This is a genomic window from Kiloniella sp. EL199 (assembly GCF_900313065.1).
In the GTDB taxonomy this organism is placed as follows: Bacteria; Pseudomonadota; Alphaproteobacteria; order Kiloniellales; family Kiloniellaceae; genus Kiloniella.
In genome coordinates this window covers 571,070-591,500 of the sequence record NZ_OMPU01000013.1, presented here as the reverse complement: position 1 = coordinate 591,500, position 20,431 = coordinate 571,070, and the positions used below count along the sequence as shown (strand labels likewise).

Genomic DNA, 20,431 nt, shown 5'->3' with positions numbered 1-20,431 from the left:
ATTCGCCCTCAAGGGCAACAGACCCAATATAAAAAATGAAAACATTATTATCATGCTATAAGTTAGGAGAAAACCGATGCCAACGGTATCTATGACAGTTAATGGCAAGCAGGTTTCGGCGGATGTATCGCCGAATACACTACTTGTAACTTTTGTCCGCGAAAATTTAAAACTGACCGGCACTCATGTTGCCTGTGATACCAGCCAATGCGGCGCCTGTGTTGTACACGTCAATGGTAACAGCGCAAAGTCCTGCACCATGCTTGCAGTACAAGCCGAAGGTGCCGAGATCACAACCATTGAAGGCCTTGCAAAAGGGAATAACCTTCACCCCATGCAGAAATCCTTTCAGGAAAACCATGGCCTGCAATGCGGTTTCTGTACCACGGGCATGATCATGAGCGCCGTGGATCTGGTTAATAAGTCAGACAAACTGGATGATGCTTCTATTCGCGAAGGTCTCGAAGGCAATATCTGTCGCTGTACCGGCTATCAGAATATTGTGAAATCCATTCAGGCAGCCGCTAAAGAAATGGAGGCGTAATCATGACGAATGAAACAGGTATCGGCGCCTCTGTACGTCGCAAAGAAGACAAACGATTTATTATTGGCAAGGGCCGCTATCTTGACGATATCACCAAGCCCGGACAAACCTATGGATACTTCATTCGGTCCCCCTATGCCCATGCAAAAATCAACAATATCAACACTAGTGAAGCCCTGAAAGCGGCCGGTGTAGTGGATATTTTAACGGGCCCCGATATGGAAGCTGATGGCATCGGGCCAATTATCTGTGGCTGGGGAATTACTTCCAAAGACGGTACACCACATAAAGCACCAGCACACCCCGCCCTGGCTGTAAGCCATGTCAAATACGTTGGCCATCAGGTTGCACTTGTTGTCGCAGAAACCCTGCAACAAGCAAAGGATGCTGCCGAGTTAGTGGAAATCGATTACGAAGAACTCCCCCACGTCATCGAAGTTGGCGATGCCCTCGCGAGTGGCGCTCCACAAATTCATGATGACATCCCCGGAAACCTGTCTTTTGACTGGGAAATCGGAGACAAAGCAGCAGCAGAACAAGCCATCGCATCAGCACATCACGTCACCCGGATGGATCTTCGTAACAACCGACTGATTCCAAACGCGATGGAGCCTCGTGCTGCGCTGGGTGAATATGATGCCGGAACGGATGAAATCACGCTCTATACCACCAGTCAAAATCCCCATGTTCACAGGCTTGTCCTTTCAGCTTTTAATGCGGTTGCACCAGAACACAAATTACGGGTTATTGCCCCGGATGTAGGCGGTGGGTTTGGATCAAAGATCTTTATCTACTCTGAAGAAACTGTCTGTGCCTGGGCAACAAAAAAGCTGCACCGTCCAATCAAATGGACCGCAGAACGTTCAGAATCATTCCTGTCGGATGCTCATGGCCGAGACCATGAAACCCATGCAGAAATGGCGTTTGATGCAGATGGTAAAATCCTTGGCTTCAAGGTGTCGACCAAAGCCAATATGGGCTGTTATCTATCAACATTTGCTTCTGCTGTACCAACCTATCTCTACGGTACTTTGCTCAATGGCCAATACGTAATGCCAGCCATATACTGTGAGGTTCAGGCAGGCTTTACCAATACAGCCCCCGTTGATGCCTATCGCGGTGCCGGACGGCCAGAGGCAACCTACGTTGTCGAGCGAATGATCGAAGTAGGTGCCCGTGAAATGGGTATAGATCCGGGCGAACTTCGAAAGCGAAATTTCATTCCACCAGATGCCTACCCTTATGAAACGCCCGTCATCATGGCATACGACAGTGGCAACTACGCCCTTGCCATGGACAAGGCACAGGCTGCTATTGATTACAGTGGTTTCGAAACTAGAAAAGCTGAATCAGCGCAACGAGGCAAACTTCGTGGTATTGGCTATTCCGCCTTTATTGAAGCTTGCGGCATTGCCCCTTCTGCCGCTGTGGGTTCTCTCGGTGCTGGTGTCGGATTATGGGAATCAGCCCAAGTCCGTTTCAACCCGACGGGGAGCGTGACGGTCTTCACCGGAAGTCATTCACATGGGCAAGGTCATGAAACAACCTTTGCGCAGATTGTATCTGATCAACTGGGCGTTCCAATTGATCAGGTAGAAATATCACACGGCGATACAGGTAAGGTACCTTTTGGCATGGGCACTTACGGGTCTCGTTCCCTTGCTGTTGGCGGTTCTGCAATTATGAAAGCCATCGATAAAGTGGTGGAAAAGAGTAAAAAAATCGCAGCCCATACATTGGAAGCCTCTGTAGAAGATATTGAACATTCCGGCGGTGTATTCTCGGTTGCCGGAACGGACAAAAAAATGACCATGGCAGAGATCGCATTTTCTGCCTATGTGCCGCATAACTATCCGGCAGACGTCGAACCCGGTATGGACGAAACAGCCTTCTACGATCCGCTGAACTTTACCTTCCCCGCTGGCACGCATATAGCCGAAGTAGAAATTGACCCAGAAACAGGCACAACTGAGATTCTGGATTGGGTTGCGGTGGATGATTTTGGCAATGTAATCAACCCCATGATTGTCGAAGGGCAGGTTCACGGTGGACTTGCGCAGGGCATCGGGCAGGCACTTTTGGAAAACTGTGTCTATGACAAGGAAAGTGGTCAGCTTCTTACCGGGTCCTATATGGACTATTGCATGCCACGCGCAGATGATTTGCCAACCTTCCGGGTGGAAACCATCAACACCCCATGCACGACAAATCCCCTTGGTGTAAAGGGCTGTGGTGAAGCCGGTGCAATCTCTGCACCCGCGGCATTAATGAATGCCATTACCAACGCGCTGGGCAAGGAAATAGATATGCCAGCCACATCTGAAAAGGTATGGCGCGCGGCACAGGAACTATAAGGGAGAAATAGATCATGTATGAATTTGACTATAAACGTCCAGGCACCATAGACGAAATTGCTGGCCTCCTGAACGATGATACCGTCCTGCTTGCTGGCGGACAAACTTTGATCCCGACGCTCAAACAACGTTTGGCTCAGCCCGAAACACTTGTTGATCTCAGTGCCATAGAATCATTACGCGGGGTTTGCCCCGACGGTGATCAACTGGCAATCGGTGCCATGACAACCCACGCCGAGGTCGCAAACAAAGCAACAATCCCGGCATTGGCCTCCCTCGCTGGCGGTATTGGGGATGCACAGGTCCGTAACCGAGGAACTATTGGTGGATCAATTGCCAACAATGATCCCGCAGCCGACTATCCCGCCGCGGTTGTTGGCTTGAATGCTGTGGTCAACACCAATCGACGAGCTATTGCCGCAGGCGATTTCTTTACCGATCTTTTTGAAACAGCCTTGGAAGAAAGAGAGATCGTCACCAATGTGACTTTCCCCAAACCGGAAGCAGCTGCATACATGAAGTTCGATAATCCTGCATCACGCTATGCCATTGTTGGTGTGATGGTTGCCAAAACCAGTGCTGGAATCAGAGTAGCCGTCACAGGTGCAGGCCCTTGTGTTTTCCGACAAACCGAAATGGAAGCTGCCCTTTCAGCAAGCTTCACAACACAGGCATTGGAAAATATTACTGTTTCAGCAGATGGCCTGAATAGCGATATTCATGCCTCGGCAGAATATCGTGCCAACCTGATCACGGTCTTGGCAAAACGCGCTGTTGCCCAAATAAACGGCTAAAAATATCTGGCCGCAGTTGATCATTACGATTTACTGCGGCCATTTTTATGTTGTGATCATCTGCCTACGGAGCACGTCATGTCCAATTCGTCTCAAATATCAGCTTCCATTGATGACGTTCTTCAAAATTTAGCCGACGGCAAATACGTAGCTGATCGTTCTCTCGCCACTGTTATCCACCTTGCACTGAATATGAAACGTCCGCTGTTTCTCGAAGGTGAAGCCGGAGTGGGAAAGACTGAAATAGCCAAGGTACTATCCATAACTCTGGACAGGCCATTGGTCCGTCTTCAATGCTACGAAGGCCTTGATATCAACACTGCTGTCTATGAGTGGAATTACACCAGACAGATGGTTGAGATCCGAATTGCCGAAGCTGCTGGAAATACAGATAGAGCAGTACTTTCCAAAGATATATTCGGCCCAGAGTTCTTAATAAAACGACCTTTGCTGGAAGCATTGGAAGGCCGCAATGGTAAAAGCCCTGTTCTACTCATTGATGAGTTAGATCGCGCAGATGAAGCATTTGAAGCCTATCTGCTAGAAGTCCTATCAGACTATCAAATAACCATTCCAGAACTTGGAACAATCAAAGCAGAAGAACCACCTGTCGTCATCATCACATCCAATAGAACCCGGGAAATTCATGACGCCTTAAAGCGTCGGTGCCTTTATCACTGGGTTGATTATCCTGATGCCATCAGAGAACTTGAAATTCTAAAGCTCAAAGCACCGGATGCAGCAGAGAAACTAAGTAATGAAGTCGTTTTATTTGTTCAGGAACTACGGAAAAATCCAGAGGTATTCAAACAACCTGGTATTGCCGAAACCATTGACTGGACAAATGCCTTAACACAGTTGAATCAAGCCTCTCTCGCACCGGAAATCGTCAGCGACACTCTGGGAGTTCTTTTGAAATATCAGGATGACATAAACCGTATACAGGGAAGCGAGGCCGCCAATATATTGAGAAAAGTACAAACTGAGATCGACCAGATAGGCTAAGACTTTATGCCTCCAAAGCAGTCACATCAAAATAGCCAACCGGGCGAAGGTTATCTGGCAGAAAACATTCTTCACTTTACCAGAACACTTAGAAAAGCAGGCTTGCCAGTGCCTCCTGCACGAGTTCTAGAAGCTATAGAGGCCATTAAGTTTTCCGGCCTCACCAGAAGAGATGATATCTATGCGACTTTCCGCTGCCTGTTTATCACGAGTAAAGATCAACAGGAAATTTTCGATCAGTGCTTTCATATCTTTTGGCGAAACCCGGAATTTCTGGAACGCGCGATATCATTGTTGTTACCCACAACCTTTCTGGAAAATGCCCCACAAGATGAAAAAAACAAAGCTCTGAAACGTGTGAGCCAGGCATTCGCACCAGAACAGAAAAACACTCCTCCAAAAGAGAAAACAGAAGACGATCTGGAAGTCGAATTTGACGCAAGATTAACAAGTTCTGATGAAAAAGTCCTCCGTCACAAAGACTTTGAGCAGATGAGTGTTGAAGAGCAACAAAGAGCGCTGGATCTTATCAAACGTTTAAAGCTCCCAGCTGAACAAATCACTACACGACGCTTTACTCAGTCAACTCAAAAACAGCGAATTGATGCCCGTAGAACCATGAAGGCTTCAATGCGGCGGGGCGCAGATATTATTGAGCTAAAATACAAGGCCAAAAAAGTAGTACGAGCCCCGCTGGTTATTCTGTGCGATATCTCTGGTTCTATGAGTGAATACAGTCGAATGCTACTCCACTTTATTCACAGTCTTAGTTCTGCGCGTGATCGCATCTATAGCTTTACCTTTGGAACTGAATTGCACAACATTACCAGACAGATGAAACATCGAGATGTGGATGAGGCCCTCGCCGCTGTTGGACAGCAAATTGATGACTGGTCAGGAGGAACAAGGATCAGCAGCGCATTACATGACTTCAATCACCATTGGTCCCGACGCGTTTTAGGACAGCGTGCAAACCTTCTTTTAATCACCGATGGTTTGGAAAGGGATGGCGCCTATGATCTCTCTCTGGAAATGGATCGACTGCACAGATCATGTAGAAAGCTTATATGGTTAAATCCCCTTCTCAGATATGATGCATTTCAAGCAAAAGCACGCGGCATTAAATTAATGTTGCCTCACGTTGATGAATTTAGAAGTGCACACAATATAAATAGTCTGGAAGATTTAGTTGAGAGCCTGCAAAATAATAGACACCCTACACAATAATGGACCCATCAGGAATGACTCAAAAACGTATGACCGAAACATCTGCTGAGGATCTGTTAAAAACCGCTGCGGTCTGGCAAGACGAAGGCCGTAAAGTTGCTTTGGCAACCGTCATTAAGACTTGGGGTTCATCGCCGCGTCAGGCAGGCAGCATGATGATCATCGATCAAAATATGACCATGCTTGGTTCCGTCAGTGGTGGTTGTATCGAAGGTGCCGTTATTCAAGAAGCTCTAGAGATTATGAACCACGGCAAGGCAGGTATTCTGGAGTTTGGTGTCGGCGATGAACAGGCCTGGGACGTTGGTTTGGCCTGTGGCGGTACAATACAAGTCTATGTTGAGCGATTGGAAAAAGCATGAAGCGCACAACACTCGATCAACTTAATGTCGCCAAGGCAGCAAAGGAAACCGCTGTTCTGCTCACAGATTTGAAAAGCGGTGAACAGAAACTGATATACCCCTTAAGGCCCGATACACAACATCCTCTTCTGGATGACCTCAAAACAGCGATACGTGATGACAGATCCTATGTCCTTGAAACTGAAGACGGGGAAACCTTCGTTCAGGTTTTCAATCCACCGCTACGGTTGATCATAGTTGGTGCCGTTCACATATCTCAATTTTTAGTACCCATGGCACAATCAGCAGGATACGAGGTTATTCTCATTGATCCGCGAAGTGCGTTTGGCAACAAAGCCCGCTTCCCCAATTGTGAAATAACCAACGAGTGGCCTGATGAAGCCATGGAAGATCTCAAACCTGATCACAGAACGGCTGTTGTCTTGCTGACGCATGATCCTAAACTGGACGATCCTGCATTGGAAGCGTCCTTAAAGTCAGAAGCGTTTTACATCGGTGCACTGGGTAGCAAAAGAACCCACACCAAACGCCTTGACCGTCTGGAGCATTTAAAAAATCTGAATCGGATCGAAGGGCCGATAGGACTGGACATTGGTGCAAAAAACCCTGCCGAAATCGCGGTATCCATTCTTGCCTCAATTACAAAGTCCCTGCGACATGGGGACAAGACGTGATCTACGCAGAAATTAAAACAAAAGATGCCGAAGGCACCTATCTTGCACATTCAATTAACACCCATAAAGGATGTTTAAGTAAAGGACATCAACTAACGTCCTCTGATATAGATGATTTGCTTATGTCAGATATTGTAACGATAACAACGATCCGGCTTGAAGAGCATGATATTCACGAAGATCTTGCTGCTGCACAGCTTGGCCAGTTTGTCAGTGGCAATGGTATCAAAACAAGCACCGCCTTCACAGGGCGCTGTAACATTTACAGTACAAAGCACGGCATCTTTGAAACCACACCACAAGAAGTCGGGAAAATTAATTCGATTGATGAAGCCATCACTCTGGCAACACTCTCTCCTTACACAGTTGTTCACCCCGATCAGCTTGTAGCCACGGCAAAAATCATTCCCTTAGCGGCATCATCACAGGCCCTTGAGCAAACCCGAGGATTAGCCCAACTTACAGTTCATCCCTTTCGAAAACTTAAAACTGGCTTAATCCTGACCCGGTTACCACAAACCAAGAAATCTGTTCTGGAAAAAACCCAAACGGTTGTGAACCAGCGCCTCAAATCCTGTGCGAACGAACTTTCTGAAGTTATGACCGTTGATCATAATACTGATTCAATTGCTAGCGCGATTAACAACCTGCGCAAAACCCACCACGATCTCATACTAATTTTTGGCGCTTCAGCAATTGTAGATAGACAGGATGCATTGCCCAAAGGGCTGGAACTTTCGGGCGGTGAAATAGAGCATTTTGGAATGCCAGTAGACCCTGGCAATTTGCTCTTGTTAGGACATCACTCAGGTTCTAGCATTATTGGCCTGCCCGGATGCGCCAGATCACCAAAGCTCAATGGCTTTGACTGGATTTTACAACGTATTATCGCCGGGTTGGATGTCTCAAAAGATACCATCATGCAAATGGGATGCGGCGGCTTGCTCTCTGAAATTCCAACACGCCCACAACCAAGAGAAAAAATGCTTTCAGATACGATATCTCACCAGCCCAAAGTAACAGCTATTCTGCTGGCCGCAGGACAATCCCGCAGGATGGGACCTGAAAATAAACTCCTTCAGGAATGGCACGGCAAACCACTTGTAAAATGGGTAGCAGATAACATTGATGAAAGTAAAGTCGGTCATACAATTGTCGTAACCGGACACGAAGCTGGTTTAGTAGTGGAAAGTCTGCAGTCCAACGATGTCGAATACGTCCACAATCCTGATTTTTCGGAAGGCCTCAGCACATCTTTGATCAAAGGATTAATGGCTGTGCCAGCAGACAGTGATGCCGTCCTGATCTGTTTGGGTGATATGCCGTCGATCCATAGCACACAGCTAAATCAATTGATCAAATCCTATGACCCGGAAAATGGTGCAGCAATCTGCGTTCCAACGTTTGAAGGGAAGCGGGGAAATCCTGTACTATGGAGTAGAAGTTTCATTCCCGAGATGCTTAATCTAAAGGGTGACAGCGGTGCACGGCACCTTCTTGGTAACTATCCCGGCGATTTACAGGAAGTCCCAATGGAGAATACATCTGTGCTTTCCGATATAGATACCCCAGAAGCACTATCCACACTGCGCGCGACGAGTTACACAAAATGAACGAACAAATAACTGATGAAGATCTCTACAACAAAGAGCTTCTGCGCCTTGCCGCCATGAGTGATTGTCGCCTAAACAACCCCGATTACACGATAGTCCATGATAATCCCCTTTGTGGAGATCGTATTACGCTGGATATGATGATGAATGACGATCTTATTCTGGAGATCGGTTACAAAGCCCAATCCTGTGCTCTTTGCAAAGCGTCTGCACAACTTATCAAAGAGCTTTCTTCTGGGCGAAATCTATTGGAATTACAGGAAATTCATCATCTATTAAGGACACAACTAAAGGAAAACTTACCTATATCACTTCCTAATAATTGGGAATCATTCCATATTTTCCAGCCTGTTGCGACAATCAAAAACAGACATAACTGCGTATTGCTTCCCTTTCAGGCACTCGCGAAAATAGAAACAATTTATTAAAACAATCAATTATATACTTGCTCTGATTATAAATAGAAGTTTTGCTTTCTGATCTGCAAGATTTCCAAATCCAGTGCGTGCGTTACGAAGTCAACACGTGAAAGGCTGGCAAAAGTTATGTCGATACAAAGCAAAATTGGTTCACTTCTGGCAATATTATTTCTTGTACTCATTCTGACAAGTGCAAGTATTCTCTACATCGTTGTGGCGCCAGAGTTTGCCGATCTTGATCGCGAAAATACCATCCACAGATCACAACAGATACAAAATACACTCCACGATGAACTGGAAGATTTGAAAATCTATTCCAGTGACTGGGGGGTGTGGGATGATACCTATAACTACATGGTATCAAAAGATCCTGAATTCATTTCAACCAGTGCACCTGATGATACCTTTCTGTTAACCGATATTCATCTCATGGCTTTTTACGACATGAACAATGATATCGTATGGGGGCGTTGGTTTGACAAGGATGCAGAGGCCTTTAGTGATCTGGAAATTACCTTCGTCGACAACAAAACCAGAACCGTGATGTCTCCTCAGACTGTTATTGCAAACAATGGCATGGCCGGGTTTGCACAAACAACACGTGGCCCAATGATGCTCGCGGCTCATCCTATTCTTAAAAGTAATTTAGACGGCCCGGCACGCGGGATCGCCATAACGGGTAGATATCTTGATCAGGCTCGCATGAGCAAGATCGCAGAGGATCTAAATGCTGAATTCAATACCGTCTTCAGCCTTGATCAAAGCATCGCAGATAAACAGAACCTGCCTGTCCCGGTTATCTCGGATCCTCTTCAAATTGATGCCATTGGTCTGTACGACGATCAAGACAACAATATGCTCTATTCTTACATCGATATCATTGCCATGAATGATGTAAAATTGATGCGTCTGGTTCACCCTCATGCCATGGAAATTCTGAACAAGGGTCAATTTGCCATTGTTACGGTTTTGCAACTTCTTGCTGCTTTTTTTGCCATCGCTTTGTTCTTCATTGTCATCTCGCTCCATAAAATTGTCATTAACCCTCTGGCGACGCTTCGAAATAAAATCAACGCCATGAAAATGAGCGAGACCCTGACAACTGAGGCAATTTCAGAAACTCAATCAAACGAACTATTGCTGGCATTGGAAAGTTTTGATGCCATGGAATCAGAAATTAGTCAGTACCAAAGCGATTTGGAAGACAAGGTTCGAGACAGAACCCATTGGTTGCAAGAGACCAATGATCGATTGGAAGAAGAGGTCGCAGAACGTCAACGCACAGAAGAGAATTTGATCGCAGCAAAAATAGAAGCAGAACAAGCAAGCAGAAGTAAATCAGAATTTCTTGCCACCATGAGCCACGAAATTCGAACACCGATGAACGGTGTCGTTGGTATGACAAACTTGCTTCTGGAAAGTGAACTTGATCAAGAACAGTTGGAATACACAAACTCTATCAAGAATTCTGCCGATCACCTCATACTGCTGATTAACGATATTCTGGATATTTCAAAACTGGAAGCTGGTGTAAGTAAACTGGAAATCAGCAGCTTTAGCCTGCCTGAAATTCTGGAATCTGTGACATCAGCACAACGCCCGAAAGCCTCGTCAAAAAGCTTGGCCCTGATTTCAGAAATCGACCCAACATTACCCGAATGGGTAAAGAGTGATCCGACAAGACTTCGCCAAGTGCTTTTCAATCTTGTGGGGAATGCCATCAAGTTTACAGATACAGGCTATATCAAAATTACGATTTCCCCGGAAAAACCTCGTTCAGGCAGCACTCAATGGATTAGATGCTCCGTAGAAGACACCGGCATTGGCATCAGCGACGAAGATCAGGATCGTATTTTCGAGCGCTTCACACAGGCTGACGGTACTTCATCCAGAAAACATGGTGGGGCCGGCCTGGGTCTTTCGATCGTCAAGCGCCTCAGTAAACAGATGGACGGCGAGATTGGTTTGGAAAGTTCCCTGGGAAATGGCAGTACATTCTGGTTCACCATACCGTTAGAGGTTGTTGAACCGATAGAAACAGATGCCGCACCTATCCAGACAGAGCAATCTATCAAGCAAGAAGAGGTAGCATCGGATGCACCTGCAGCGACAGTCGTCAAACCTGTATCTCTGCCGGACAATGAGCAACTCCATATCCTTATCGCCGAAGACAATAAAATTAATCAGATGCTTCTGACAAAGTTTTTAACAAAGCGCGGCCACAAGCCAGAAGTCGCCTTTAATGGCATTGAAGCGCTTGAATATCTGAAACATAAAGACCCGGATATTATCCTCATGGATATTCAGATGCCGGAGATGGACGGTATAGAGGCAACCAAGGCAATCCGGGCATTAAAAAGCACTAAATCGCAAATCCCTATCATTGCCGTGACGGCAAATGCCATGAAAGGTGATCGGGATACCTACATCGCAGCAGGTATGAATGATTACGTAGCGAAGCCTGTCGACTTCGATATTCTTATAAACGTGATCAATCAATATCTCCCTGCAAAGGTGTCTTAGATAAAGATCATCACAGGCGATAAGACTTTGAACACTGGAAGCACCAGTTTTAATTTCCGTGCTTTTTTTGGTATACACATATTGTCCCTATCATTTACAGGACAATGTGCCCTGCCTCTTGCCCTATTCCTTTCAAGTTCCTAAGCTCTCATCAATTCGATAAAACAAACTCTGGGGAATAAACCCGGGCTTGATCTTTTTCTTCGGGATCGCCCCAAATTAATCATCCCATGAGTTCCGCTTAAAAATATAGGGAGCAAGATTATGGCAAAGGTTGCGTTTATTGGTTTGGGTGTTATGGGCTACCCTATGGCAGGACATCTTGCCGCAAAAGGGTATGATGTCAGCGTTTACAATCGCACTGGTGCCAAAGCTGACGCCTGGGTCAAAGAACACGGTGGCCAAAGTGGCACAACACCGCGTGCTGCATCTGAAGGGGCAGAAATTGTTTTTTGCTGTGTCGGTAACGACGATGATCTGCGCTCTGTTGTTCTCGGCGACGACGGGATCTTCGCCGGGATGACCCCAGACACTGTTTTGGTCGATCACACCACGGCGTCTGCTGATGTTGCCCGTGAGCTTGATGCAATTGCCCGAGAAAAATCCATCCACTTTATCGACGCCCCGGTATCAGGCGGTCAGGCCGGTGCCGAAAACGGTGTTCTGACGGTTATGTGTGGCGGAGAACAGGCCGCCTTTGATCGCATCAAACCCGTTGCTGATTGTTTTTCTCGTGCAGTTACCCTGATGGGACCTGTGGGATCTGGGCAGTTGACCAAGATGGTTAATCAGATTGCTATTGCCGGCCTCGTCCAAGGTCTCAGTGAAGCCATGAATTTCGGCCAGAAAGCAAATCTGGATATGGAAAAGGTCATCGACGTCATCTCCAAAGGAGCCGCAGGTTCCTGGCAAATGGAGAACCGGGGGTCAACCATGTGTCAGGGCGAGTTCGAATTTGGCTTTGCCGTCGATTGGATGCGCAAGGATCTTGGTATCTGTTTCGAAGAATCAAAACGCAACGGTGCCCGCTTACCCGTGACCCACCTTGTTGATCAGTTTTACGCACAGGTACAGGCCCGTGGCGGTAATCGCTGGGACACATCCAGTCTGGTGCACCTGCTACAAAACGATTAATCGTAAAGCGGCCCAAACAGCAGCAAGTCAGAGCAACTTGCTGCTGTTTTTATATACACACTCAATTCCCTGCTGATTTGCGACAAAACAGACGTCCTCTAGCGCGAACAACGTTCATCGCACTTCAAGTTATTGTGATTTCACGCCTTATTGCATGTAGCAGATAAATCCAGCCTTGATCCTGCCACAAGCCATCGCCATGATAGCCACAATCAATTTTCCAAAGGCCACAGAGAAAGAACCACATGTTTCATAGCTTTTATAAAACCAAAGAATGGGCGCTCTGGGCTTATGGTGGGGCGGGTATTTTAATTTTATCTCTTTGGATTCAAGTACAATTTACTGTTGCAATAAATAAATGGTACGGAGGGTTCTATAACTTATTGCAAAATGCAAAAGATTATTATGACAAACCAGATGAAGGCATAACATTATTTTATGACAAATTATTAAGCACTCAATTTGTCACGAATGGTTTCGAAGGAGAACCTTCCTTTTTTATTCTAGCTGCACCATATGTCCTCATAGCAACTATTACAGGGTGGTTCACTCGTATATATGGGTTGCGTTGGCGACAAGCGATGACTTTTAGCTTTATCCCTCGTTGGCGTAACGTTGAAGAGGAAATCGAAGGAGCATCGCAACGCATTCAAGAAGATTGTAATAGATTTGCAAGGATTGTTGAATCTTTAGGATTACAGATTGTGCGTGCCATTATGACGTTAATCGCTTTTATTCCAATACTTTGGAACTTCAGTGATGAAGTTGATATACCTATTATCAGAGATTATGAAGGTTCATTAGTTTGGTGTGCATTATTTGTTTCTATAGGCGGCATTATTATCTCATGGTTCGTTGGTATTAAGCTTCCGGGTTTAGAGTACAACAATCAAAAAGTAGAAGCTGCATTTCGTAAAGACCTCGTATTGGGAGAAGACAATAAAGTAGATCACGCCCGTCCAGAAAATCTATTCGAGCTATTCACTGGTATTAGATTTAATTTCCAAAGGCTCTACTGGCACTATGGATACTTTGACATATGGGTAAATAGTTATGACCAATTTATGGTCATTTTTGCATACTTAGTTATGGGACCAAGCCTCTTTACAGGAGCAATACTTCTCGGAGTATTAGTTCAAGTTAATAACGCGTTCCAAAAAGTACATAACAGCTTTGCTTTGTTTCTCCACAACTGGACAACAATAACTGAGCTCCGTTCTATCTATCGTCGACTGAACGAATTTGAGCATAACCTGCGACGGTTTGAAAAACCGACAGCCAGTTCATCTGTATACACGTAAAAATACTCCGTAATCATTTGGAGCAAGCAAGAAGCCCTCTAAACGAGGGCTTTTTCACATTCTTGCGGTAAAGAGACCGCAGCTACCGATCAAGCTTTGATCCCTTAAAATCAGCGTGCTTAACTCTGGACAAGTTCATTTTATCCGGAGTTCTAATATGTCTGCCAATAAAGATCTATTGACCGTTGGGCTTGCCCAAATCACTCCCGTATGGCTCAATCGCAAAGCCACGCTTGAGAAAATCATCGACTATATAAATCAAGCCGCGGATCAAGGTTGTGATCTCGTTGGTTTTGGCGAGGCTTTGGCTCCCGGCTATCCTTTCTGGCTCGACCGCACTGACAGCGCTCGCTTTAACAACGACATTCAAAAGGAAATCCACGCCAAGTATCTGGATGAAGGTGTCTGTATTGAACGAGGTGATCTAGCATCCCTGTGCGACGTTGCTAAGGCCCGCGAGATTGCTGTCTATGTCGGGATAATGGAACGCCCTCTTGATCGGGCCGGACATAGTCTTTACTGCACCCTCGTATATATCAATAAACAAGGCCAGATAGGTTCCGTCCATCGCAAGCTGATGCCTACTTATGAAGAGCGACTGGCCTGGGCTCCTGGTGATGGTCACGGCCTGTGCACACACGCCCTTGGCGAGTTCACTGTTGGCGGTCTGAACTGCTGGGAAAACTGGATGCCACTTGCCCGCGCTTCGCTCTATGCACAAGGCGAAGATCTACACTTTTCCTGTTGGCCCGGCGGAGATCACAACACACATGACTTACCCGGTTTCATCGCCAAAGAGTCTCGCTCTTACACGATGTTTGTCTGTGGACTAATGCGCGTGGAAAATATCACCGATAACATCCCCCATGCTGACCTTATCCGAGCAGGAGAAAGCACCGGTTTTCTGGCCAATGGTGGTAGCTGTCTGATGGGTCCGGATGGCAAGTGGGTTATCGAACCTATTATTGGCGAAGAGCGTTTAGCCGTGGCAACCATTGACCACAAAATGGTCCGGAGAGAACGTCAAAACTTTGATCCCGCCGGGCATTATTCAAGACCTGATATTACACAGCTATCAGTAAACAGGGAACGGCAGTCCACAGTTAAATTTACGGACTAAGAGCCACATTTACAAACGTCAGACTTACAAACGATCAATGCAGAGGTCGGTTATCCGAATTGACCTCTAAATCCTGATTGGCTTTATGTTCCTGAACCGAAGATGTAACTGATAATCGGTCCAGACTTCTCTCTCGAGGGAAAGAGACACAAACACTCGTTCCAACACCGAGCTCACTTTCAATGACAACCTGTCCGCCGTGTAACTCAACAAGAGAATTCACGATATGAAGCCCCAAGCCTGTTCCCTCATGATTTCGTGTCAAAGCTTCACTAACCTGATGGAAAGGGTCCACAACCTTGGCCAGATCTTCATCACTAATCCCGATGCCCTTATCGGCAACAGTCAAACTAATATTACCTTTCTTACCTACAGAGGCCGTAATAATGACCTCGCCTTCGTCAATGGAAAACTTGACCGCATTCGACAGCAAGTTAATCAAGACCTGCTTAACACGTCGTGCATCAGCGTAAAGGTATGGCAGATCATTCGGTATCTCGGTGACAAGTGAGATGTTTTGACTATCTGCTCTGTTACTTAACATCGTCACAGATGATTCGATGATCGCTGACAGATCAACTTCTGTTTCCAGAAGCCCCATATCCCCTGTTTCAAGCTTGGAAACATCCAGAATATCATTCAAAACTTCTAACAAATGTACTCCGGCGTTGTTGATATCAGCGCAATAGTCTTTGTATCTTTCCTGTCCCAAAGGACCAAAGGATTCATTTTTAAGAAGTTCGGAAAAACCGATAATACAGTTAAGTGGTGTACGCAGCTCGTGGCTCATGTTCGCCAGAAATTCATTTTTACTCCGGCTTGCCAACTGTTCTTTACTCATAGCATTACGCAACTGCTCTTCCGTATTGATACGTGTCTGCAATTCTGCCTGTAGCTCTGCTGTTCGTAATTTCACGCGTCGTTCAAGACTGAGATTGGACTCTTCCAAGGCTTCGGCAATTTTCTTTTGGACGGTGATATCATTGTATGTCGTGACAAATCCGTCCTGAAGCGGGTTTCCACAAACTTCGACAACCGTCCCGTCAGTCCGCGTACGTTCCAGATGGTGTGGCTCAAATCTGTACGCCAGTTCCATACGTTCATTAACCTGATGGTCAATGTTCCCCGGGCCATATTCTCCTCGCTCGGCATTATAGCGAAAAAGATTTGCCATAGAGGTACCCGGTTGACCAAGTTCCTGAGGAAAATCCATAAGCTCTAGAAAACGTTGATTACACAGCACAAGATTACAGTTGCGATCAAAAAGGGAAATACCTTGAGTGATGTTTTCAACAACGGTTTTTAACTGTCCAGCGATTGCAATCACATCCCCCACCATCGACGAAGATGCATCGCTGACCAGTAAGGATACACCGCCATTGTTCAAAAAGTTCAGTCTGAGTTGGATCAGTTTCAGGCTTGATTTTTGAAATACGACAGGTTGCCCGATTTCCATAAAATGAAGCCATTCATCCAGAATTTCGACTTCTGCCCCTTTTTCTGGAACCCGTATATCGCTGCCAATACATTTTAGAAGAATATCATTCAAACAGGCATTCGGCTCAACAAGGCTTTTGTTTACACCTAAAAGCTTCCGGAAGCCGTCATCACACCCGATCAACCTGCGATCTTTATCAAAAAAGGCAACAGCTTGATTTGGTAAATAAAGCGGGCTGGCGTGCTCTGCAGAACTCACTGCCTGAGCACCCTTCTTGTTCCCCATACTGTTGACCTCGAAAATATTGTCGTGGCTTGTTTTTCAGCCTTAATCATTAAGGATAAACAACAAATTGTTAAAAATTGGTTGCACCCAAAAGTGGTTCTTGACCACAGATCCATAAACGCGGTTACATATGAATCAGAAACACAAAATCAATTTTATTTCCATCCCAGATAGCAAGCTATCATTCGGCAGCCGTATTTCTTAAATTCAGGGATAATCCAGTACGTTTGAAATTGTTCAGGTTTTAGCAGCTACTAAACGAGAGAGAAGAGACGTCCATGACCACACTAGATTTAGACTTTGTTCGCGCCCAGTTTCCTGCTTTCAAGGAACCTTCTCTTCAGGATTGGTCGTTTTTTGAAAATGCAGGTGGGTCCTATGCTTGCCATCAAGTCATTGACCGCTTGAACAGCTATTACCGGAAAACAAAATTACAGCCCTATCACCCCTTTCCGGCATCAGAAACCGCCGGTCAGGAAATGGATCAGGCTCTTATCAATCTTGCCGCCTATCTTAACGTGTCAGAAGCTGAAATTGATCTGGGGCCATCCACAAGCCAGAATACCTATGTACTGGCACAGGCTTTTCGCGCCACGATGCAGCAAGGTGATGAAATCATCGTCACCAATCAGGATCACGAAGCAAATTCTGGCGTCTGGCGCAGATTATCCGATCGTGGAATAACCATCAGAGAATGGCGTGTTAATCCGGAAACCGGATATCTGGATCTTTCCGATCTCGACAATTTACTAAATGACAAAACCCGTCTCGTCACCTTTCCCCATTGTTCAAATATCATTGCCCATGTGAATCCCGTTGCCGAAATTTCTGCACGCGCACATGCAATTGGCGCAAAGGTTGTTGTCGATGGTGTGTCTTATGCCGGACACGGCTTCCCCGATGTATCGGCCCTTGGGGCAGACGTCTATCTTTTCTCACTCTATAAAACATACGGCCCGCATCAGGGTTTAATGGTCATTCGTCAAGAAACAAGAGATATGTTGGCCTATCAAGGGCATTTCTTTAACAAGGACCTTGCCCACAAACGATTTGTGCCCGCCGGGCCAGATCATGCTCAGGTTGCAGCATCCAGTGGAATTACGGAATACTTTGATGCCGTGCACGCTCATCACTTCGACAAACAAACAAGCCCAGTAAAACGAGGTCAGGATGTGCACGATCTTTTGCAGGCACAGGAACAAGCCTTGATGGCTCCCTTACTTGAATATATCAGAAGTCGGAATGATTTACGTCTTCTTGGCCCGGACAAACCAGAAGGCAGAGCCCCAACCATTTCCATTATAACCAAGCAAGACGGTCGATCTGTGGCAGAAAATTTATCACAACACGGCATTATGGCTGCTGGCGGACATTTTTATTCCTATCGACTTTTTGAAGGAATGAACCTGGACCCTGAAGCGGGTGCCCTGCGTGTTTCTTTTGTTCATTACACCAGCCCCAACGACATCCAGAAATTACTCAAGGCGCTTGATCAGGTTCTATAAATAGACACGTCGATCTCACCCCAAAAATCCCTTTCCTGTTTTACATCGCAAGAAAGGGACACCGTGTTTTGATATACACTCCTCGCGCTTACTGCTAGTTTTCTGTGATGAAATCACACGCCATTAAAGATCATAATCAACCAAGCGCGACAAATAAACCCTTATAAACCGGGCATAAACTTTTGATATAGAGACTCCTATATAAGCCAAAGTTCAATAGATTTATCCTCTGTTCTTCCCCAGGTTCTGTTCATCACGAACACAAAACCAAAGGACAAGAACATGAAACAGTTAAAACAAACCATTCTCTTTTCTTCTATCGGCATCTTCACGCTCGCCGGGGTCGCTTTTGCTCACAGTTTGGACGGCACCTATGCCGGAAAATCTGAAACAGAAATCACAGGCCTTTTGCAAGCCCAGGGATATGAAGTACGGGAAATCGAAGTCGAAGATGAATATCTTGAAGCCTATGCTTTAAAAGACGGCATTCGCTACGAGATTTATGTTAATCCCCAGACAGGCAACATCATCAAAGTAGAAGAAGACGATTAATTTCTTCTCATTCGATCTCCTGCTCGGAGAGGTATCATCGCCTCTCCGTTCTTTTTTCCTATCATCAGAAACAGTTATTACCGGAGGCCTCATGCAGGATGTAAAAGTATGGGATCTGTTTATCCGCCTTTTTCACGGCAGTATCGCAATCCTCTTCCTTGCCAACTTCTTTCTGACTGAAGACGGCAGTACGCTTCATGGTTATCTTGGCTATAGTTTACTAGTATTGTTAGCTCTTCGCTTTGTTTGGGGATTTATCGGCAGTTATCACGCGCGCTTTACAAGTTTCACACCAAGCAAAGCAAGTTTAAAAGAACATCTTCGCAGTATCGTGTTTCGGGAAAAAGACATTCATCTTGGCCATAACCCGCTCGGCGCCCTTATGGTATTCAACCTGTTAGGGGCACTTACACTACTCTGTTTAACCGGTATTCTTGCTGAAACAGATATGTTCTGGGGAATGAAATGGCTCGAAGAAATTCATGAGTTTCTGGCAAATTATACCATGCTCTCTGTCGCGTTTCACCTGTTGGGCGTTGCCTGGGAGACAAAACGATCTAAAATCAATATTGTCAAAGCAATGATTACGGGTAAAAAATCCCTACCCGAACACTAAAAAGCCAATACACCCCAAAGCCAATACACAGGGCACGATGAAAACAGACAAGAGCAAACTGATGAATGACAATCTCCATAATACATCACAGCCCTTTCATGAAAGAGCCGAAACATTATGGGGATTGTTAATCATACAAATTATCTGCACGCTCTTTTTCCTGTCCGATGCCATTGGCGATCTTTTCTTTGCTCATGACATTTTTGCAGGATTTGATCATGATATCATTGAGTTGCTTGTGGTGATTGCACTCTCGGTCAGTATCGCCTTTACGGTTTTGCAAATCCAGCAGATGCTCCAGCGTCAACGCCGAATAGAGGAGCAAATAAAAATCGCCTCCGGGGCTTTTATCACCATGCTCGATCAATATTTTGAAGAATGGAAATTAACGCCTGCCGAACAAGACGTTGCCCTGTTTCTGATCAAGGGAATGTCCTTCACAGATATCGCAAATTTGCGCCAAACACGCGAAGGAACTGTCAAAGCCCAGTGCAACGCCATCTATAACAAAGCCAAAGTAACCGGAAGGTCCCAACTTTTGAGTTTCTTCATCGAAGAGCTTCTGAACGAAGAACTGATTGCCAGCAGTTAATTTTCTTCAGCATCTGTTTCAGAAACAGGCACTTTTCCAAGCGTTATCCTGAGAATGACGATAAACATTATCGGCACAAGGCACAAAGCCACTGCAAACACGCCTTGCAGTCCCCAGAAAGCCCCGCTGCAAATCCACAGCAACACTACATTCAGTAAGAAATACAACGTCGCGTCCGAATTGGGATCCAGTAACTCTTTGAAAAATGAACCAATAAACGGCACAGCATAAATCAACCGAAAGATTTTGGGTTCATCTGATAACTGCTTGTCAGTTATTGAAGAAGACAAATTTTGCGCTGTTGTATCAATCATCTATTCTCGCAGTATTTTAGTCAGATATATAACACTCGCTAAAATAAGAACGCGATCAG

The 20,431-nt window shown here is 45.7% G+C and carries 19 protein-coding genes; 17 read left to right on the top strand and 2 right to left on the bottom strand.

The window, feature by feature from the left end:
* Positions 1–76: 76 nt before the first annotated feature.
* The 13 genes from D9A03_RS17625 (at position 77) to D9A03_RS17565 (ending at position 15,070) form a co-directional block, all read left to right on the top strand.
* Entirely contained in the window at positions 77–544 is a 468-nt protein-coding gene (locus tag D9A03_RS17625) for a (2Fe-2S)-binding protein (RefSeq protein WP_120498498.1), read from the top strand.
* Between the two features lie 2 nt (positions 545–546).
* Positions 547–2,898, top strand: a complete 2,352-nt coding sequence (locus tag D9A03_RS17620) for a xanthine dehydrogenase family protein molybdopterin-binding subunit (RefSeq protein ID WP_120498497.1) — start codon at positions 547–549, stop codon at positions 2,896–2,898.
* 14 nt (positions 2,899–2,912) lie between these two features.
* Positions 2,913–3,692, top strand: a complete 780-nt coding sequence (locus D9A03_RS17615) for a xanthine dehydrogenase family protein subunit M (RefSeq protein WP_120498496.1) — start codon at positions 2,913–2,915, stop codon at positions 3,690–3,692.
* Between the two features lie 78 nt (positions 3,693–3,770).
* Positions 3,771–4,697: a MoxR family ATPase gene (locus D9A03_RS17610; protein ID WP_120498495.1), complete on the top strand. Its 927-nt coding sequence runs from the start codon at positions 3,771–3,773 to the stop codon at positions 4,695–4,697.
* Positions 4,698–4,703: 6 nt separating this feature from the next.
* Positions 4,704–5,924, top strand: a complete 1,221-nt coding sequence (locus D9A03_RS17605; RefSeq protein ID WP_120498494.1) for a VWA domain-containing protein — start codon at positions 4,704–4,706, stop codon at positions 5,922–5,924.
* Between the two features lie 14 nt (positions 5,925–5,938).
* Positions 5,939–6,286 (top strand): XdhC family protein, encoded by a 348-nt coding sequence (locus D9A03_RS17600; RefSeq protein WP_216825523.1) that lies wholly within the window; start codon positions 5,939–5,941, stop codon positions 6,284–6,286.
* The gene (locus D9A03_RS17595) at positions 6,283–6,960 is read left to right on the top strand and encodes an XdhC family protein (RefSeq protein WP_120498493.1); all 678 of its coding nucleotides are present in this window, start codon (positions 6,283–6,285) and stop codon (positions 6,958–6,960) included. The genes D9A03_RS17600 and D9A03_RS17595 overlap by 4 nt, the downstream gene beginning before the upstream one ends.
* On the top strand, positions 6,957–8,573 hold the full coding sequence (locus D9A03_RS17590) for an NTP transferase domain-containing protein (protein WP_120498492.1): 1,617 nt from the start codon (positions 6,957–6,959) through the stop codon (positions 8,571–8,573). Before D9A03_RS17595 ends, D9A03_RS17590 begins: the two co-directional genes overlap by 4 nt.
* Positions 8,570–9,001, top strand: coding sequence for an iron-sulfur cluster assembly scaffold protein (locus D9A03_RS17585; protein WP_120498491.1), 432 nt, complete (start codon positions 8,570–8,572; stop codon positions 8,999–9,001). Before D9A03_RS17590 ends, D9A03_RS17585 begins: the two co-directional genes overlap by 4 nt.
* 117 nt (positions 9,002–9,118) lie before the next feature.
* Complete coding sequence (locus tag D9A03_RS17580; protein ID WP_120498490.1) at positions 9,119–11,515, top strand: ATP-binding protein; 2,397 nt, start codon at positions 9,119–9,121, stop codon at positions 11,513–11,515.
* 264 nt (positions 11,516–11,779) lie between these two features.
* Complete coding sequence (locus tag D9A03_RS17575; protein WP_120498489.1) at positions 11,780–12,649, top strand: NAD(P)-dependent oxidoreductase; 870 nt, start codon at positions 11,780–11,782, stop codon at positions 12,647–12,649.
* Between the two features lie 245 nt (positions 12,650–12,894).
* Positions 12,895–13,950: a putative transporter gene (locus tag D9A03_RS17570; protein ID WP_120498488.1), complete on the top strand. Its 1,056-nt coding sequence runs from the start codon at positions 12,895–12,897 to the stop codon at positions 13,948–13,950.
* Between the two features lie 157 nt (positions 13,951–14,107).
* On the top strand, positions 14,108–15,070 hold the full coding sequence (locus D9A03_RS17565; RefSeq protein ID WP_120498487.1) for a carbon-nitrogen hydrolase family protein: 963 nt from the start codon (positions 14,108–14,110) through the stop codon (positions 15,068–15,070).
* A gap of 34 nt (positions 15,071–15,104) precedes the next feature.
* Here the strand turns inward: D9A03_RS17565 and D9A03_RS17560 are convergent, their stop codons facing one another.
* Positions 15,105–16,793 carry a PAS-domain containing protein gene (locus D9A03_RS17560; protein WP_120498486.1) on the bottom strand — a complete coding sequence of 563 codons (1,689 nt, stop codon included), beginning with the start codon at positions 16,791–16,793 and terminating at the stop codon, positions 15,105–15,107.
* A 278-nt stretch (positions 16,794–17,071) separates the two neighbouring features.
* Here D9A03_RS17560 and D9A03_RS17555 point away from each other — a divergent pair, with 278 nt between their 5' ends.
* The 4 genes from D9A03_RS17555 to D9A03_RS17540 all read left to right on the top strand — a co-directional run bounded on the left by D9A03_RS17555 (position 17,072) and on the right by D9A03_RS17540 (position 20,058).
* A complete protein-coding gene (locus tag D9A03_RS17555; protein ID WP_120498485.1) occupies positions 17,072–18,298 on the top strand; it encodes an aminotransferase class V-fold PLP-dependent enzyme in 1,227 nt (408 codons plus the stop codon).
* A 282-nt stretch (positions 18,299–18,580) separates the two neighbouring features.
* The gene (locus D9A03_RS17550) at positions 18,581–18,850 is read left to right on the top strand and encodes a PepSY domain-containing protein (RefSeq protein ID WP_082130300.1); all 270 of its coding nucleotides are present in this window, start codon (positions 18,581–18,583) and stop codon (positions 18,848–18,850) included.
* A gap of 91 nt (positions 18,851–18,941) precedes the next feature.
* Positions 18,942–19,466 carry a cytochrome b/b6 domain-containing protein gene (locus D9A03_RS17545; RefSeq protein ID WP_120498484.1) on the top strand — a complete coding sequence of 175 codons (525 nt, stop codon included), beginning with the start codon at positions 18,942–18,944 and terminating at the stop codon, positions 19,464–19,466.
* A gap of 61 nt (positions 19,467–19,527) precedes the next feature.
* Entirely contained in the window at positions 19,528–20,058 is a 531-nt protein-coding gene (locus D9A03_RS17540) for a LuxR C-terminal-related transcriptional regulator (protein ID WP_162938224.1), read from the top strand.
* Here the strand turns inward: D9A03_RS17540 and D9A03_RS17535 are convergent.
* The gene (locus D9A03_RS17535) at positions 20,055–20,372 is read right to left on the bottom strand and encodes a hypothetical protein (protein WP_120498482.1); all 318 of its coding nucleotides are present in this window, start codon (positions 20,370–20,372) and stop codon (positions 20,055–20,057) included. The two genes, D9A03_RS17540 and D9A03_RS17535, sit on opposite strands and share 4 nt — an antisense overlap.
* Positions 20,373–20,431 lie beyond the last annotated feature (59 nt).

Coding starts and splice junctions, on each gene's coding strand:
- D9A03_RS17535 (WP_120498482.1), bottom strand. CDS start 20,372: ATGATTGATACAACAGCGCAAAATTTGTCTTCTTCAATAACTGACAAG.
- D9A03_RS17550 (WP_082130300.1), top strand. CDS start 18,581: ATGAAACAGTTAAAACAAACCATTCTCTTTTCTTCTATCGGCATCTTC.
- D9A03_RS17585 (WP_120498491.1), top strand. CDS start 8,570: ATGAACGAACAAATAACTGATGAAGATCTCTACAACAAAGAGCTTCTG.
- D9A03_RS17555 (WP_120498485.1), top strand. CDS start 17,072: ATGACCACACTAGATTTAGACTTTGTTCGCGCCCAGTTTCCTGCTTTC.
- D9A03_RS17575 (WP_120498489.1), top strand. CDS start 11,780: ATGGCAAAGGTTGCGTTTATTGGTTTGGGTGTTATGGGCTACCCTATG.
- D9A03_RS17625 (WP_120498498.1), top strand. CDS start 77: ATGCCAACGGTATCTATGACAGTTAATGGCAAGCAGGTTTCGGCGGAT.
- D9A03_RS17565 (WP_120498487.1), top strand. CDS start 14,108: ATGTCTGCCAATAAAGATCTATTGACCGTTGGGCTTGCCCAAATCACT.
- D9A03_RS17540 (WP_162938224.1), top strand. CDS start 19,528: ATGAATGACAATCTCCATAATACATCACAGCCCTTTCATGAAAGAGCC.
- D9A03_RS17615 (WP_120498496.1), top strand. CDS start 2,913: ATGTATGAATTTGACTATAAACGTCCAGGCACCATAGACGAAATTGCT.
- D9A03_RS17600 (WP_216825523.1), top strand. CDS start 5,939: ATGACTCAAAAACGTATGACCGAAACATCTGCTGAGGATCTGTTAAAA.
- D9A03_RS17620 (WP_120498497.1), top strand. CDS start 547: ATGACGAATGAAACAGGTATCGGCGCCTCTGTACGTCGCAAAGAAGAC.
- D9A03_RS17545 (WP_120498484.1), top strand. CDS start 18,942: ATGCAGGATGTAAAAGTATGGGATCTGTTTATCCGCCTTTTTCACGGC.
- D9A03_RS17570 (WP_120498488.1), top strand. CDS start 12,895: ATGTTTCATAGCTTTTATAAAACCAAAGAATGGGCGCTCTGGGCTTAT.
- D9A03_RS17560 (WP_120498486.1), bottom strand. CDS start 16,793: ATGGGGAACAAGAAGGGTGCTCAGGCAGTGAGTTCTGCAGAGCACGCC.
- D9A03_RS17610 (WP_120498495.1), top strand. CDS start 3,771: ATGTCCAATTCGTCTCAAATATCAGCTTCCATTGATGACGTTCTTCAA.
- D9A03_RS17580 (WP_120498490.1), top strand. CDS start 9,119: ATGTCGATACAAAGCAAAATTGGTTCACTTCTGGCAATATTATTTCTT.
- D9A03_RS17605 (WP_120498494.1), top strand. CDS start 4,704: ATGCCTCCAAAGCAGTCACATCAAAATAGCCAACCGGGCGAAGGTTAT.
- D9A03_RS17595 (WP_120498493.1), top strand. CDS start 6,283: ATGAAGCGCACAACACTCGATCAACTTAATGTCGCCAAGGCAGCAAAG.